20 protein-coding genes are annotated in these 13434 nt (G+C 46.4%); 18 read left to right on the top strand and 2 right to left on the bottom strand.

What is annotated here, in order from left to right:
• Nucleotides 1–18 precede the first annotated feature (18 nt).
• From ABDZ76_RS07320 to ABDZ76_RS07300, 5 genes are read left to right on the top strand one after another with little or no spacing between them, the layout of a single operon-like run.
• Complete coding sequence (locus ABDZ76_RS07320; protein ID WP_343803746.1) at nt 19–777, top strand: AAA family ATPase; 759 nt, start codon at nt 19–21, stop codon at nt 775–777.
• Nucleotides 774–1403 carry a hypothetical protein gene (locus tag ABDZ76_RS07315; protein WP_343803743.1) on the top strand — a complete coding sequence of 210 codons (630 nt, stop codon included), beginning with the start codon at nt 774–776 and terminating at the stop codon, nt 1401–1403. The genes ABDZ76_RS07320 and ABDZ76_RS07315 overlap by 4 nt, the downstream gene beginning before the upstream one ends.
• Complete coding sequence (locus tag ABDZ76_RS07310) at nt 1400–1783, top strand: transcriptional regulator (RefSeq protein WP_343803740.1); 384 nt, start codon at nt 1400–1402, stop codon at nt 1781–1783. Before ABDZ76_RS07315 ends, ABDZ76_RS07310 begins: the two co-directional genes overlap by 4 nt.
• A gap of 2 nt (nt 1784–1785) precedes the next feature.
• Nucleotides 1786–2058, top strand: a complete 273-nt coding sequence (locus tag ABDZ76_RS07305; RefSeq protein WP_343803737.1) for a hypothetical protein — start codon at nt 1786–1788, stop codon at nt 2056–2058.
• A 14-nt stretch (nt 2059–2072) separates the two neighbouring features.
• Entirely contained in the window at nt 2073–2729 is a 657-nt protein-coding gene (locus ABDZ76_RS07300; protein ID WP_343804714.1) for a DUF3164 family protein, read from the top strand.
• Between the two features lie 4 nt (nt 2730–2733).
• On the opposite strand, the gene ABDZ76_RS07295 is transcribed toward ABDZ76_RS07300, so the two are convergent.
• On the bottom strand, nt 2734–3465 hold the full coding sequence (locus ABDZ76_RS07295) for a hypothetical protein (protein ID WP_343803734.1): 732 nt from the start codon (nt 3463–3465) through the stop codon (nt 2734–2736).
• A 41-nt stretch (nt 3466–3506) separates the two neighbouring features.
• On the opposite strand from ABDZ76_RS07295, the gene ABDZ76_RS07290 reads away from it, so the two are divergent.
• The 12 genes from ABDZ76_RS07290 to ABDZ76_RS07235 all read left to right on the top strand — a co-directional run bounded on the left by ABDZ76_RS07290 (nt 3507) and on the right by ABDZ76_RS07235 (nt 12262).
• Complete coding sequence (locus ABDZ76_RS07290; protein WP_343803731.1) at nt 3507–4157, top strand: gp16 family protein; 651 nt, start codon at nt 3507–3509, stop codon at nt 4155–4157.
• Nucleotides 4158–4194: 37 nt separating this feature from the next.
• Nucleotides 4195–4575 carry a helix-turn-helix domain-containing protein gene (locus ABDZ76_RS07285; protein WP_343803728.1) on the top strand — a complete coding sequence of 127 codons (381 nt, stop codon included), beginning with the start codon at nt 4195–4197 and terminating at the stop codon, nt 4573–4575.
• Nucleotides 4576–4664: 89 nt separating this feature from the next.
• Nucleotides 4665–5501 carry a peptidoglycan-binding protein gene (locus ABDZ76_RS07280; protein WP_343803725.1) on the top strand — a complete coding sequence of 279 codons (837 nt, stop codon included), beginning with the start codon at nt 4665–4667 and terminating at the stop codon, nt 5499–5501.
• Entirely contained in the window at nt 5498–5770 is a 273-nt protein-coding gene (locus ABDZ76_RS07275; RefSeq protein WP_343803722.1) for an NAD(P)+ transhydrogenase beta chain, read from the top strand. The genes ABDZ76_RS07280 and ABDZ76_RS07275 overlap by 4 nt, the downstream gene beginning before the upstream one ends.
• A complete protein-coding gene (locus ABDZ76_RS07270; RefSeq protein WP_343803719.1) occupies nt 5770–6147 on the top strand; it encodes a hypothetical protein in 378 nt (125 codons plus the stop codon). The genes ABDZ76_RS07275 and ABDZ76_RS07270 overlap by 1 nt, the downstream gene beginning before the upstream one ends.
• A gap of 195 nt (nt 6148–6342) precedes the next feature.
• Entirely contained in the window at nt 6343–6561 is a 219-nt protein-coding gene (locus tag ABDZ76_RS07265) for a TraR/DksA C4-type zinc finger protein (RefSeq protein ID WP_343803716.1), read from the top strand.
• Complete coding sequence (locus ABDZ76_RS07260) at nt 6558–6893, top strand: DUF2730 family protein (RefSeq protein WP_343803713.1); 336 nt, start codon at nt 6558–6560, stop codon at nt 6891–6893. Before ABDZ76_RS07265 ends, ABDZ76_RS07260 begins: the two co-directional genes overlap by 4 nt.
• Nucleotides 6890–7201 (top strand): VpaChn25_0724 family phage protein, encoded by a 312-nt coding sequence (locus ABDZ76_RS07255; protein WP_343803710.1) that lies wholly within the window; start codon nt 6890–6892, stop codon nt 7199–7201. The genes ABDZ76_RS07260 and ABDZ76_RS07255 overlap by 4 nt, the downstream gene beginning before the upstream one ends.
• Nucleotides 7202–7816, top strand: a complete 615-nt coding sequence (locus ABDZ76_RS07250) for a DUF3486 family protein (protein ID WP_343803707.1) — start codon at nt 7202–7204, stop codon at nt 7814–7816.
• Entirely contained in the window at nt 7813–9462 is a 1650-nt protein-coding gene (locus tag ABDZ76_RS07245; RefSeq protein WP_343803704.1) for a hypothetical protein, read from the top strand. Before ABDZ76_RS07250 ends, ABDZ76_RS07245 begins: the two co-directional genes overlap by 4 nt.
• Nucleotides 9462–11054, top strand: coding sequence for a DUF935 domain-containing protein (locus ABDZ76_RS07240; RefSeq protein ID WP_343803701.1), 1593 nt, complete (start codon nt 9462–9464; stop codon nt 11052–11054). The genes ABDZ76_RS07245 and ABDZ76_RS07240 overlap by 1 nt, the downstream gene beginning before the upstream one ends.
• Nucleotides 11054–12262 (top strand): phage head morphogenesis protein, encoded by a 1209-nt coding sequence (locus ABDZ76_RS07235; protein WP_343803698.1) that lies wholly within the window; start codon nt 11054–11056, stop codon nt 12260–12262. The genes ABDZ76_RS07240 and ABDZ76_RS07235 overlap by 1 nt, the downstream gene beginning before the upstream one ends.
• A gap of 119 nt (nt 12263–12381) precedes the next feature.
• On the opposite strand, the gene ABDZ76_RS07230 is transcribed toward ABDZ76_RS07235, so the two are convergent.
• Entirely contained in the window at nt 12382–12708 is a 327-nt protein-coding gene (locus ABDZ76_RS07230) for a hypothetical protein (RefSeq protein ID WP_343803695.1), read from the bottom strand.
• A gap of 82 nt (nt 12709–12790) precedes the next feature.
• Between ABDZ76_RS07230 and ABDZ76_RS07225 the strand changes: the two genes are divergently transcribed.
• Entirely contained in the window at nt 12791–13381 is a 591-nt protein-coding gene (locus tag ABDZ76_RS07225) for a hypothetical protein (RefSeq protein ID WP_343803692.1), read from the top strand.
• The last annotated feature ends 53 nt before the right edge of the window (nt 13382–13434 follow it).

Below are 13434 nucleotides of genomic sequence, written 5' to 3'. Positions count from 1 at the left end.
AGACTGAATGAGGAAATCATGACTGTAAACAATCAAATTGTCAATGGCGGCGATACTGCACCGATCAAGAACGTGGCGGCATGCCTTACCTTAGTTCGCTCATTGCAGAACCGTCACCCATTACAGCCGAACCTTGGCGTGTTTGCGGGTTATTCGGGCTATGGGAAAAGCGTGGCAGCGCTTTACACCATGAATAAAACCGGCGCGGCCTATGTTGAAGTTTCTGATACTTGGACGAAAAAGAAACTCCTTACGGCCATTCTATCCGAGCTTGGACATCCTGATGCCAAAGGTACTTTATCAGACCTTGAAGACGACATTATCGGCATTTTAGCGCGTGATCCAAAACGTCCTTTGATCATTGATGAATCCGACAAACTTGTTGATCGTCATATGATTGAATTGGTGCGCATGATTGCCAAGAAAAGCAATGTGCCTGTTTTGCTAATCGGGGAAGAATTATTCCCTAAAAAACTGGAACGTGTCGACCGCTTCAGAGACTTGGTTCTCGAATGGGGATATGCGCAGCCTTGCGACTTGGACGACACACGCACACTGGCAAAAACCTTCTGTCCAAATGTCCAGATTGACGATGAGCTTCTTAATCAAGCACGCCAAGAAGGTGAAGGCCGCGTTCGCCGTATCTGCAACACGTTGCACTCAATTGCCAACACTGCTGACGTACTTGGTCGCGATACTATTTCACTGTCAGAATATCAGGCAGAGCAAGGCTACTTCTGCACCGGTGCTGTGCCTTCACGACAGAGGGCTGCATGATGCTGATCAACTTGAAAATTACAGCTGATAAAAACAAATCGCGCTTGAGTGGCATTGATCATTTTTGGTCGGTCATGATGGAATATGAAATGAAAGGCCAGAGCTTCACAGTTTCTGACATTCAAGCTTTCACCAAAGCCGGTACGCCTAATATCAGAACCAGCATCAATGACTTTGTAAAGCGTCTGGCGAAGGCTGGCATTGTCGCTTTGGTTGATGAAGAGGCAAAATCGTACCGCATCATTGAGCGCCAAAGTGCGACACCTAAAGTGCGGCGCGATGGCACTATCCTGAACGGTGTATCCAAGAACCAAGCCATGTGGAACTACATGCGCACGAATGTTGGTGCACATGGTTTTACAGCAAAAGATATCGTGGCGTGGGCATCAACTGATGACACAAAAATCAGCATTGAAACCGCCAAGTCGTATGTCGCCGTTTTGGCTAAGGCTGGCTACCTGATTGAGGTCATCAAAAGCAGTCCCGGCCAGCTTGGTATGTGGCGTTTAGCGCCGGATATGAACACCGGCGCATTGCCGCCAATGATCCTGCGCACCAAGCTTGTCTTCGACCAGAACCGTTATGAAGTAATTGGCAAACCCGAAACTACCGAGGTGTCGGCATGAGTGCAGCGAAGCTTTCCAATCTTCAAAAGGCCAAAGCGGCTTGGCTGGCTGACATCCCTGATTGGGTAATCATCCTTTCTGAAGCTTGCGACCGTGAAAGCCAATCAGCCATATCGCGCAAAGTTGGTTACTCGCCATCTGCGGTTAGTCAGGTTCTTTCGAACACCTATCAAAATGGCGACATCAGCAGATTTGAGCAGGCCGTTCGCGGTGCTCTGATGGCGGAGACTGTCCAGTGTCCTGTCTTGGGTGATTTACCGCGCAATACCTGCATTGCTTGGCAGCGCAAACCTTTTAGCACCGCCAATTCTCATAATGTCCGTATGCATAGCGCTTGTCGCAATGGATGCAAACACAGCCACCTGAAAGAAGGAGTATGAGCATGCTTTCCGATAGCCTTCGCACAATGCGCCGTGAGTTTCAGAATTCGGTTCTAGAAGCTGGCGAATGCGTCCAGATTTCCCTTGCCCATATGCAAGCCTTCATCATTGCACTGGAGGGCTACGAGGTTGCTGCCAAGGAAATGGAAGTCGTTCTTTGGCCTCAACCGATGGCAATCCCACAAACAAAGAACGGCCAGCGTTTCGCTTGTCCACCCCAAGTTAAGTTTCAAAAACTGACCGTCATTCAGGGCGGCATCTCAACTGATCAATGAATGAGGAAAATGAAATGAATATCGCTGCAATTGAAAACATGACGACAGCTAACGGCATTATTGAAATTCATGGCAGACAGTTCATGCCTGACGCAAAAGGCAATTACGTGCCGATCGAAACCATTAAACCTCAGGATAAACTGGAGGATGAAGTCGTCCGCAAGATAATTGACTATGCGAAAGCTTTATCTGCTCAAATTGGACGCTTTCGCGGTCATACCATGACCGACCTTGGTGAGTTTGATGCGCTGTTGGCGCAGGAATATAACTCGGTAAAAGGTGGCAAAAAAGGAAACCGCACCTACCAGACATTTGATGGATTGAAGAAAGTTGTTGTGCAGATTTCCGATTTCATTGACTTCGGACCACAGTTGCAAACGGCTAAAACACTGCTTGATGAATGCTTGAATGAATGGGCAGCTGATAGTCGTCCGGAGATCAGAGCCATCATCACCCGAGCTTTTAATACGGACAAAGCTGGACAGGTAAACCGCTCCGAAATCTTCATGCTGTTGCGCTTGGATATTGAAGACCCACGCTGGCAGGAAGCTATGCGCGCGATCCGTGACGCAATGCGCGTCACTGGTTCAAAAGAGTATGTCCGCTTTTATGAGAGAGCCAGTCGTGAAGCTAGCTGGCATGCAGTTACTATTGATCTTTCAAAGGCATAAGATGTTAAAAAACCACTTTTCTTTTTGGGAAGCGCTCTAAAAAATCAGCAATATTCGTGAGTGTCACCTTTTCTAAGCGGTCAAGAGCGTCAAGAAGTATATCCATCTGCTCATGAATATAATTACAGTTCTTACGTCGATCAAAGCGTCGTTGACCTAGTATGCTATCCTGATTTTTTAAATTCTTCAAAATTACTAGGGTTTTTTTGATGTCATCTGCGTCGGAACTAATTGTGGAACCAATGTAAATGGATAGGTCATGTTTTATAACCTCATCAAGATATTCAGAAAGACAGTTTGTCCAGTATACAGTTTCTGCCAAGAGAACAGGCAAATAAGGAAGAATTTCTATAGTTCCGTTATCAGTGGTTTTGTAGCCTTGAATAGGCTCACGAATGGCGAGATCGTACGCCAAGATGCGTTTTGCACTAAAATCAATCAGACTGAAAAGCTGTTGTTGAGGTGCTTCCATCAACTCTCTGGTGTTTTTATTCATAGTTGTGATGGTAATCCATGCCGCCAACAATGCCGTACAGCCAGTAATGAGGGATTGAAAATCGTAGATCCAGTTAGTGAAATAATGTCCACATCTAACCGCTGGAAAAGCTCCACTTTCTGGTGCTTGACAACGTTCTCCCATAAAGCTGGACAAAAATATAATCAAAGGAATAGAGGCCGCAAACCCAATAGAAAATACTGCGTATTTGTACTCTTTAAGCGTTTGTTTGATCTTCATGCTTCTATCCAAGAATCGCAATTATCACAGGGAGCTATCCTATGAGTTCCCATGCAATGATCAATATAGCTAAGAAGCAATTAGGACTAGATGAAGAAACCTACCGCTCGTCTTTGATGCGCTTGACCGGTAAAACTTCATTGAGGGCTATGTCTGAACCTGAACGCTTGAAAGTGATTGATGACTTTAAAGCGAAAGGCTTTAGACCTGTTCGTAAAACTCCTTTGAAACCATCGTCAAAACAGCTGCAAGGTCGCTATGCACCAAAGATGCAAGCTCTATGGATTGCTGGTTACAATTTAGGTGTGGTGACCAATGGCAGCGACGAAGCTTTGATTGCATTCGTGCAGCGTCAGACCAAGCTTGATCATGTGCGCTTCTTGCATGACGCGGCTGACGCTTACAAGGCAATCGAGACGCTGAAACGCTGGCTTAATCGTGCTGCCGGTGTGTCATGGGCAAAAGATCGTTTTTTGCCGGATTGGGCAAACAAACCTCATGGACAAATTGCCCTTACTCAATGGTCAATCCTGAAGAAAAACGATCAGATGGCCAGTGAAGAGTTTGGAATTACCGCATGGACGATCTGCGGATATGACGGAAAACCACAGCTTAATAATTTGAGCGAAAAAGAGTGGCAACTTGTCATGAATAAACTTGGAGAGAGAATTCGTAAGATTTGCCAAGCTTAAATCTTGGCAAATCTTCGGCCTATATGTGGTTGGAGATATGAATAAAACCAGTTTGCCCGGTGTGTTAGCCGAAATTGCAGAAATCGCTGGAGTGGAAGCCGCTTGGGCACTGGTGAGTGCTCAGGGCGGTATAGTTGTATATATTCCGGCAGAGGCAAAGGAAGGACATTGGTTAACTGAACTCGTCGGCATTGAAGCAGCCGAGAAAATCTGCAAACATTTTTCTGTCGGGAATACGGGAAATCGCATTCAAATCCCGATGGGTAAATTTATCCAGTCACGCGAGCGTCTGGTCAAAGCACTTGAAGCTGGCATGACAGCTTCGCAAGCAGCACTAAGTGCTGGCATGCATGAACGCTCGGCTTATAGAGCCAGAAAGCGTATTAAAAATCAAAAACAGGGAAGCTTCTTCGATTAACCTGACATTGTCAGGGGCGGTTTGCACCAAATCTTCCGGCACATTTGATCTAAATTTACGATCAATTACAAGATGCCGGAATAAAAAATGTGAACCAGCTTTGCTCCCTTATCAATCACACAACATTACTGGCGATCGCACCAAGGGCACCTGTAAAAAAGATTGCCAAGCAGCAAGAAATCATTGCTGCTTTTGGTGCTCTTTTGCCAAGGATGCTTGAGCGTTTTGAAATAACAACTGCGCTTCGTATCCCACACTTTCTTGCGCAAGTCGCGCATGAAAGTGATGGTTTTTGCACGATTGAGGAATATGCATCAGGTGCTGCTTATGAAGGCCGTAAAGACCTTGGTAACACGCAATCGGGTGACGGGCGGCGTTTTAAAGGGCGCGCGCCAATTCAACTCACTGGTCGCGATAACTACCGTGCCTTTACAGTGTGGATGGGCAAACTTGGTATTACCAAGATTGATTTTGAAGCCAACCCAGAGCTGGTCGCCACATGGCCGTGGGCTGCGTGGGCAACCTTCTATTATTGGTCGACAAAAGGCCTCAATAAATTTGCAGATAATGATGATTTAATAGGACTTACAAAGCGCATTAATGGTGGTTTGAACGGCCTTCAGGATCGTTCAAATTACCTTATTACAGCCAAAGAAGTTGTGGCAAATATTCAGGCCAGTCAGCTTGCGATCAATCAAGGCCGTACCTTGTTGCGCCGTGGTATGCGCGGCAATGATGTTGCGTCCTTACAATATGCCCTCCGTGAAGCTGGTTATTATCATCTGACCATAGATGGCATTTTTGGCGCTGGCACAGAACAGGCTGTCAGAAGCTTCCAGCGAGAATTCCGTTTGGTTGTTGATGGTTTGGTTGGGCGCAAGACCCAAGACAAGCTGCACCCTTTTAAAAAGCAGGTGGCAGCATGATGAAGGAACCAAGTTATCGTTCCACACGCCTCTATTTGTGGGTAACAGCCAGCGCTGCATGGCTCATTATCATCTTGCTGGCCGTTGCCTCTGCACTTGGCTCTGCACAAGCAGTTGCTTTTGCCGATATCGCTATAACACCGCTGATCGGCGTGATCGTTGCCGTACTCGGTGTGCATCGTGGCTTTGGATCGGTCGACTTCTGGGCGCAAGCAAAAGCCTTTAACGACAATGCAAAAGAACAGCCCTCTGAAAAAGGGAGTGACTGATGTTTTCGACAGCCAGAATAAGTTCATTTGTCGTGCAAACCGTGATCGCACTTTTAGTGATTAGTGGTCTCGTTATGACAACCATTTTGAGCATTCGCTATCTCACAGATCAGGCCGCGATCGGCCGTGACAATTATTGGAAAGCAGAAATTGCACGGTCAGAGGCGGAAGCGGCCAGAACTATCATTGAGCAAATGAAACTTGCTCAAAAAGAAGACCAAAAAGCGCAAGCTGAAATCAAGCGCTTGCGCGATCAACTCGACAATTTGGAGAAAGAAAATGCGAAACTACCTGACATTTTCGGTAGTGGCATTGATCGCGATCGCACAAGGCTGCTCAACAACCACTCCCTCACAGATCGTTCGCACACAAATTAGCCAGCCGAACATACCGGCTCAAGCACTTAAACCGTGTGACGATCCTGTGGCGCTGCCTGACCGTGCACTGAGTGCAAAAGAGCTGACCCCACTATGGGGAAAAGATCGAGCTGCATTGAAAGAATGTGAAGCCAAAAGAGCAGCCCTCGTTGCCGCTGTTAAGCCGGTTCCCACCCCGAAGGAGAAACCCTCAAAATGAGATCTTCAAACTGGGATCAGGAACTGGCCGAATTGCGTGTTGAGCAAGAACGAGACGCTGGCATTGCTCGTGCCAGAAAAAGCTTAACCGCGAAGGGTTCTTTAGAGTGCGTCGGTTGCGGAGAAGACATTGATCAAGAACGGCGCGAGGCTCTGCCCTCAGCTCGTCGTTGTCTTGAATGCCAGACAAAGCTTGAGCGGAGCAATGGCCGATGAACTTTGATCCAAGCGTACTCATTCCATACGTCAGCCTGTTTATTTCTTGTGTAGTTGCCTTTGGGTACATCAAAGATTGGATCAATGGTGGCGAAAAACAGATGCGTAAAGACGTTGATAATCATGCGAATAAAATTACTAACCACGATCGTCGCATCCAAACACTAGAAAATGAAATCAAACATTTGCCTGACCGTGAATCACAACATCGCATGGAACTTCAGCTGTCGGAACTCAATGGGAGTTTTAGGACATTGGAAGAAAAGCTGAAACCGATCGCAGCCACCAGTGAACGGTTACATGAACTGTTAATGGAGCAAGCAAAACGATGAGTTTTGAAATTGATTATGCGCGTATTCGGCGTGAAGAAGCGCGTTTGATTATTTTAAAAGCACTGGCTGAGCAAACCAATGAGAGTTTGTCCTCATCCATGCTAGAAAAAGTGCTCGCTACTTACGCTATTCATGAGGTGCGTCCTTGGGTGCATCAGCAGCTTGAATATTTGCAAACGATGGATGCCATCCGTGTGACTTTGGCTGGTAGCGTCCAGATTGCTACCTTAAAAGATTTGGGACATCGCCACCTAGAGCGACACATCGCCATTGAAGGCGTTAAGCGGCCTTCGCGCTCGGAGGATTAAATGAGCAGTCGTCGCGGCCGTGGTCGTCTTTCATCCATTGATATGTTGCCTGAAGAGTGTGAGCCTGCAATTTCATGGGCAGCACATGAGCTGGCAGCACGCAAGCGATCACTGGTCGACATTTATCAGGAATTCAAAGAAAAACTAATTGCCGTGCAAGGTGAGTTAGGTTTGGCTTTCGACATTCCTGCATTTGCTTCATTTCACCGTCATTCAGTGCGTCAGTCAGCTATGACACGTCGACTTGAACAAACGCGCGAAATTGCAGCTACGATGGCCGAACGTTTTGATGCGGAAGCATCAGACGATCTGACCCTGATCGCTGCTGAAGCCATCAAGACCCTCATATTTGAATTGCTGGAAACATCGGGTGACGCGGGGCTTACACCTAAAGCTGCGATGGAGCTTGCGAATGCATTACGTGCTGCAATATCGGCACAAAGTGTATCGACATCACGTCGTCAAAAGATTGAAGCTGAATTTCAAAATAAAGCTGATGAAGTCATTGAAAAAGTGGCACAGGAAAAAGGCCTCTCGTCTGAACTCATTGATCAACTGCGTCGCGAGTTTTTGGGTGTGCGACCTAAATCTGAGCCAAAAGACGGTGCGAAATGAACAGCCCGTTGCCAGATATGAAATGGTCTGATCCGGTATTGCCGCGTGAGAATGATGCACTGCCAAAAGAACTGCCTTTATATACCGATCTGTCGGATGATTTTAATCCACTAGCAGAAGGCATTTTAATGAAGCATCAGGCGGATTGGATTGCCGATCAGTCTGATCTGAAGCTCAATGCTAAAGGTCGTCGTACAGGGATTACTTTTGCGGAAGCTCTGGACTGCACATTAATCGCTGCCGCGAAACGATCAGCCGGTGGTCAGAACGTTTTTTATATCGGTGATACCAAAGATAAAGGCCGTGAATTTATTGGTTATGTGAAGCAGTTTGCCAAAACTGTTGCCGGGCAACTGTTGGAAATTCAGGAGTTCATGTTTGAAGACAGGCGCACTGATGGTACGTCACAATTTATCAGCGCATATCGTGCAGTTTTTGCTTCAGGCTTCCGTGTGGAAGCATTGTCGTCACGCCCCGAAAATATCCGCGGCCTCCAAGGTGTCGTTGTTATCGATGAAGCTGCATTCCACGGCAATGTTCGTGATGTGTTAGATGCCGTTAATGCGCTTTTGATTTGGGGCGGTAAAATCCGCATCATCTCATCACATAACGGCATTCAAAATCCGTTCAATGAACTGATCAAAGAAGCCCGTGCCGGTAAAGTTCCTTATTCAATTCATGAAGTGACGTTTAGTGACGCCATTAAAAACGGCCTGTTCAAGCGCGTCTGCTTCATGAAAGGTGAAGAATGGACAGCTGAAAAAGAGGCTGAATGGGAAGCTAAGATCAGAGCGTCTTACGGTGTACGCACGGCTGCAATGCGCCAAGAGCTGGATGCTATACCGGCTGAACAAGAAGGCTCTGCATTGACGCACGTGATCATTGAAAGCTGCATGCAAAGCGGCATTCCGGTTATCCAATGGTCACAGCCTGACGATTTCAAATTGGAGCCGGATCGTATCCGTACAGAAGTTGCACTGGAGTTTTGCGAAAAAAGACTTTTGCCATTGCTTAAGCAACTGGATAAGCGCCGTCAGCATTTTTTTGGTGAAGACTTCGGCCGCAAAGGTGATGCGACCGTTATTCTGCCTATGCAAATGGGCGTGGATTTGGTCAGACGTGCATGCTTCCAGTTGGAACTTCGAAACATTCCATTCGATCAACAACGTGAAATCTTATTCTTTATTGTCGATCGGTTGCCACGCTTTTCGGGTGGCGCGTTGGATGCAACTGGTAACGGTTCATATTTGGCCGAAAAAGCTAAACAGCGTTACGGTGCATCGGTTATTGAAGTTTCATTATCGCAAGCTTGGTACCGCTCCGAGATGCCGCATTATGTTGCTGCATTTTCCGATAAAACAATTTTATTGCCAAAGCACGCTGACACACTCTCCGATCATCAAGCTCTTGCCTACATCAATGGTGTCATCCAGTTGCCAGATGGCTCAACTGGCAAAGGCGCTGATGGTTTTGATCGACATGGCGACAGTGCGATTGCAGGTGCGCTCGGTTTTTATGCAAGCCGTGCTGATCTGGAAGAATACGGATATCAGAAAGCAGATGAGGCAGAAGGCAACGGCACAGGCATGTTTGAAAGTGCTGCCTATGGTGGTCTGGTATCAACACGATCTGGAGGTCTTTACTAATGTCCAAATTGATGGATCAGTGGGGAATGCCAATTAAGACCTCGCTTTTGAAAGAGGAAATGGCTGCTCCAACTACGAGTAGTGTGCGTAATATCTGGACTGAGACAATTATGTCCGGGCTGAACCCGATTTCAATGGCGGAGATTTTAAGCCAAGCAGCGAATGGTTACCCTGACCGTTTTTTCATTTTAGCCGAAGAAATGGAAGAGCGTGACCTGCATTACCGATCGGTACTTTCTACGCGCAAACTCGCGATCACAGGCATTGAGCCGATTGTTGTCGCGGCATCCAAGGATAAGAAAGATCAATTGATTGCTGATAGCGTCCGCGAGATCATCAAACAACCTGGCTTTATTGATGACTATGTTGACGATCTTTTAGATGGACTGGCTAAGGGCTATTCCGTTGTTGAAACCATATGGGATCAACAAGCCAGAGAATGGTGGCCGGAGCGTTATGAATGGCGTGATCAGCGTTTTTTCATGCTGGATCGAACGGACGGCCGGACATTGCGATTGAAGAATCCTAATGGTGGACAGGAAGGTATCGACCTGCCGCCTTATAAATTTTCAATCCACAGGCCGAAACTAAAATCCGGCTTGCCAGTCAGAGGCGGCTTGGCTCGGCTCGCGTCTTGGAGCTTCATGTTTAAGGCTTACACACTGAAAGACTGGATGGCCTTTCTGGAAGTGTACGGCATGCCTTTACGCGTCGGCCGTTTTGGTAAAGGTGCAAGCAAAGATGACTTGCGTGTTTTGCTACAGGCTGTTCGTGAAATTTCAACAGATGCAGCTGCGATTATTCCCAAGGAAATGGAGATTGAGTTCCATGAGGTAACTGGCGCTTCAGGCAATGGGCTGTTTTCCGGCAAAGCAGAATATCTGGACAAGCAGATTTCTAAGGGCGTTCTTGGCCAGACGATGAGTACGGATGATGGCTCGTCTTTGGCTCAAGCTAAGGTTCATGAAAATGTCCGACACGATATTGGCAAAGCTGATGCACGCCAAACAGCAGTCACAATCAATCGTGACCTGATCCGCCCATATGTCGTTCTTAACCATGGCCATCAAGAGCAATATCCAACAGTTGTTTTACCGTTTACCGAGAGCGACGATATTAAGGTACTGGCGGAGGCGATCAATAAGCTGGTTCCGCTTGGCCTTGAGGTTAGCATGAATAAGGTGCGTCAGCGCATCGGCTTTGATGCACCTGAAAAAGATGAGCCTATTTTGCATTTTATCGGCAGTTTAAAACAAGACGTTGAAGCGGAAGTGAAAGCTGAAAAAACAGCTAAAGCGCACGAAGAGCAATTGCCATGTCCACACTGTGGCGAAATTCATGGCTTAGCCTCAGATCAGCGTGATGAACTAGATCTTCTCGTTGATGATGGTTTAGCTGGTTGGGAGCAACAATTAGAGCCACTTTTAAAACCACTTAAAGAGCTATTCAAACGTGCTCAAAGTTATGAAGAACTGGATGCTGGTCTGAGCGACTTAATGGCTAAAATGGATGGTGGTGTATTAGCCGACAAGCTCGCTAAATTTCAAATGATCGCCCGTGGTCTCGGCGATAGCGGTACGGAGATCGGTTGATGGCCGATAATTTTGATCTTTTTAAAACCGCACCTCGTGATGTCACCAATTACTTTAATGCAAAAAAGTCCCGCCCGTCATTTGACTGGCGGGATATAGCACCTGAAGAACATGCTTTCTCATGGACAGTTGCCAAGTCAGCTGGCTTTGACATTCTTGACGATATTCGCTCTGCTATGCAGGACGCTATAAGCAATCAGACATCATTCGAACACTTTAGAAGTCAGCTCACACCGTTGCTCCAGAAAAAAGGATGGTGGGGAAAACGATTTGGAACTGATCCTGTCGATAGCGTCACGAAACTGGTTCAGCTTGGCAGTCCACGCCGCTTGCGTACGATTTATTGGGCAAACATTCACACAGCCTATGCTGCAGGTCAGTGGGCAAAAACGCAGCGCACAAAGCGGTTTCTGCCTTTTCTGGTCTATTTGCTATCAGTCTCACGTGAACGACGCCTTGAACATGAGGACTGGGTCGGCATTGTGCTGCCAGTTGATCATCCTTTTTGGGACACTCATTACCCGCCTAATGGTTGGGGATGTAAGTGTCGTATTAGGCAAATTTCTGAACGTGAAGCGAGACGTCTTGGCTGGAGCGAAAACCAAGCGGCGCCGATTGTCGTTGAGCGTGTTTGGCGCAATAAGCGCACAGGTCAAGTTACTAAGGTACCTGAAGGCATTGATCCGGGATGGGAAACCAATCCCGGCAAATTAAGAGCCTCCAATGTCAGCGAGTTCTTACAAGGAAAAGTCAATCATATACCACCCTCACGGCAGCAGGTAGCAATCAGCGATATTGTTAACTCGCCGCTTATGGAAGCGATGGCAAAAGGGCTGATGAGCGGTGGCGTTGCACTGCCTGTGGCTCAAGTAAGTGACAGTGTGAAAAGTGCCTTCCAGTCAAAAACCCGTTTAGTGAAGCTATCAGACCATAGCGTCAATCACATATTGGCAGAGCATGTATCGCGCAATCTAACCACTGACGACTTTAGAGATGCGATCTCAGTCCTTAACAAGCCATCTGCGGTCATTCGTCGTGGTAACGCTGCTGTTGTTGTCGGCGTTGTTTCAGGAACATGGTGGCGAACTGTTATCAAGTCCGCAAACAACGGATTAGAATGGTGGATGGTCAGCTTTCATAGGAAAAGCGAAAACGATGTTCGTTCATTCATCCGCGCTGCTATAAAGAAGAATAATATCATTGAGTGAAATCGGGTGCGGAGGATCGTCAATCCCTCACAAATCCGGCAAAGCCGTTTTGGTGAAACGTAAATGGCTCGCACCCAAAAGCTAATATAGCTTTAATTAATCTCTCAGACAAGGATAGCTTATCGTGTCGATTGCACCCCAACATCAATCATTAAAACTGCAAGTGCAGGAATGAGTAGCGTACCCAATGCCACGGAGGTTAAAGTCTTAGCAGAAAGTTTCATCATTAAGCGTCCACCCACCAAGCCAAGCATGATCAAATAAACTACAAAATGGATCAGCAAATTATCAATGCCAAAGAAAACTGCGATTACAACTTGTAAAACGACTGCAATTAAAGAACTCACTGCGCCTTTCCAAAATGGTGCCGATGCTAAATGAGCGCCTAAGCCGCCGCCGATAAAGGCCGACGCCAACATGATTACGCCTAAAGTTGTGATATCCAAACCATCCTCCTGATAGCTTTGCAATTTCATTGATTTATAGTGCTACTTAAAGAGCACGACTCTGTAAACTTAGGGGCGAGATATGACTACCGTGTCAAAACATAAATTTAGGATCTCATATTCAAAAACGACTTTCATACACAAGGCAATTGCGAATTGTGCTTTTGGGTTAAAAGAGAAAATCTTAAAAAAAGAACAAGAAGGAGCTAAGGAAGGTTTAGCTCATGATTATTGGTCTTGTTTGATTTTTATAGCCTATTGGCAAGAGGCGCTTTTGAACTATTTCTTTAGTGTTAAACCAGATTTAGCTCCGAAGTTAGATAAATTTCCGCTAATGCTTAATGTAGTAGCTGCACACATTAGAATGGATTTTAGCAAAGGTTCAGATAACCGAAAGCTATTGTACGAGCTTAGAGAAATCCGGAATGGCACGGCTCATGGAAAACCTATTACTAAAAGAAAAGGCGTGGAGATCGAGGGGACTTTTGAGGAGGCAGAGCAAAAAGCCAAAGAGTTAGATGAAGATTGGTTCGATGATATTATGAAACCAGACTTTCTAAATACACAGTATAATTTAACTGAGGCTCTTGAGGAAAGCATTCTAGAAGCTCTCGGAATTGATTATTCTGCAGTGGCAACAGGATCAGTTACGGAGATCAAACAACTAGCTTGATTTTAAGGCCGTACATTGGCGTATACACAAATATGGATAAGACGCGCGTCAAA

The sequence above is a fragment of the Paenochrobactrum glaciei genome (assembly GCF_039522165.1).
Taxonomy (GTDB): Bacteria; Pseudomonadota; Alphaproteobacteria; order Rhizobiales; family Rhizobiaceae; genus Paenochrobactrum; species Paenochrobactrum glaciei.
The sequence above is the reverse complement of the archived record's forward strand: the minus strand, read 5'-3'. Positions and strand labels throughout refer to the sequence as shown.

Bases quoted from the DNA above. Each gene is read 5' to 3' on its own strand.
- ABDZ76_RS07250 (WP_343803707.1), top strand. From the start codon at position 7,202: ATGAGCAGTCGTCGCGGCCGTGGTCGTCTTTCATCCATTGATATGTTG.
- ABDZ76_RS07245 (WP_343803704.1), top strand. From the start codon at position 7,813: ATGAACAGCCCGTTGCCAGATATGAAATGGTCTGATCCGGTATTGCCG.
- ABDZ76_RS07270 (WP_343803719.1), top strand. From the start codon at position 5,770: ATGTTTTCGACAGCCAGAATAAGTTCATTTGTCGTGCAAACCGTGATC.
- ABDZ76_RS07260 (WP_343803713.1), top strand. From the start codon at position 6,558: ATGAACTTTGATCCAAGCGTACTCATTCCATACGTCAGCCTGTTTATT.
- ABDZ76_RS07290 (WP_343803731.1), top strand. From the start codon at position 3,507: ATGAGTTCCCATGCAATGATCAATATAGCTAAGAAGCAATTAGGACTA.
- ABDZ76_RS07315 (WP_343803743.1), top strand. From the start codon at position 774: ATGATGCTGATCAACTTGAAAATTACAGCTGATAAAAACAAATCGCGC.
- ABDZ76_RS07285 (WP_343803728.1), top strand. From the start codon at position 4,195: ATGAATAAAACCAGTTTGCCCGGTGTGTTAGCCGAAATTGCAGAAATC.
- ABDZ76_RS07225 (WP_343803692.1), top strand. From the start codon at position 12,791: ATGACTACCGTGTCAAAACATAAATTTAGGATCTCATATTCAAAAACG.
- ABDZ76_RS07265 (WP_343803716.1), top strand. From the start codon at position 6,343: ATGAGATCTTCAAACTGGGATCAGGAACTGGCCGAATTGCGTGTTGAG.
- ABDZ76_RS07255 (WP_343803710.1), top strand. From the start codon at position 6,890: ATGAGTTTTGAAATTGATTATGCGCGTATTCGGCGTGAAGAAGCGCGT.
- ABDZ76_RS07275 (WP_343803722.1), top strand. From the start codon at position 5,498: ATGATGAAGGAACCAAGTTATCGTTCCACACGCCTCTATTTGTGGGTA.
- ABDZ76_RS07300 (WP_343804714.1), top strand. From the start codon at position 2,073: ATGAATATCGCTGCAATTGAAAACATGACGACAGCTAACGGCATTATT.
- ABDZ76_RS07235 (WP_343803698.1), top strand. From the start codon at position 11,054: ATGGCCGATAATTTTGATCTTTTTAAAACCGCACCTCGTGATGTCACC.
- ABDZ76_RS07240 (WP_343803701.1), top strand. From the start codon at position 9,462: ATGTCCAAATTGATGGATCAGTGGGGAATGCCAATTAAGACCTCGCTT.
- ABDZ76_RS07305 (WP_343803737.1), top strand. From the start codon at position 1,786: ATGCTTTCCGATAGCCTTCGCACAATGCGCCGTGAGTTTCAGAATTCG.
- ABDZ76_RS07320 (WP_343803746.1), top strand. From the start codon at position 19: ATGACTGTAAACAATCAAATTGTCAATGGCGGCGATACTGCACCGATC.
- ABDZ76_RS07295 (WP_343803734.1), bottom strand. From the start codon at position 3,465: ATGAAGATCAAACAAACGCTTAAAGAGTACAAATACGCAGTATTTTCT.
- ABDZ76_RS07310 (WP_343803740.1), top strand. From the start codon at position 1,400: ATGAGTGCAGCGAAGCTTTCCAATCTTCAAAAGGCCAAAGCGGCTTGG.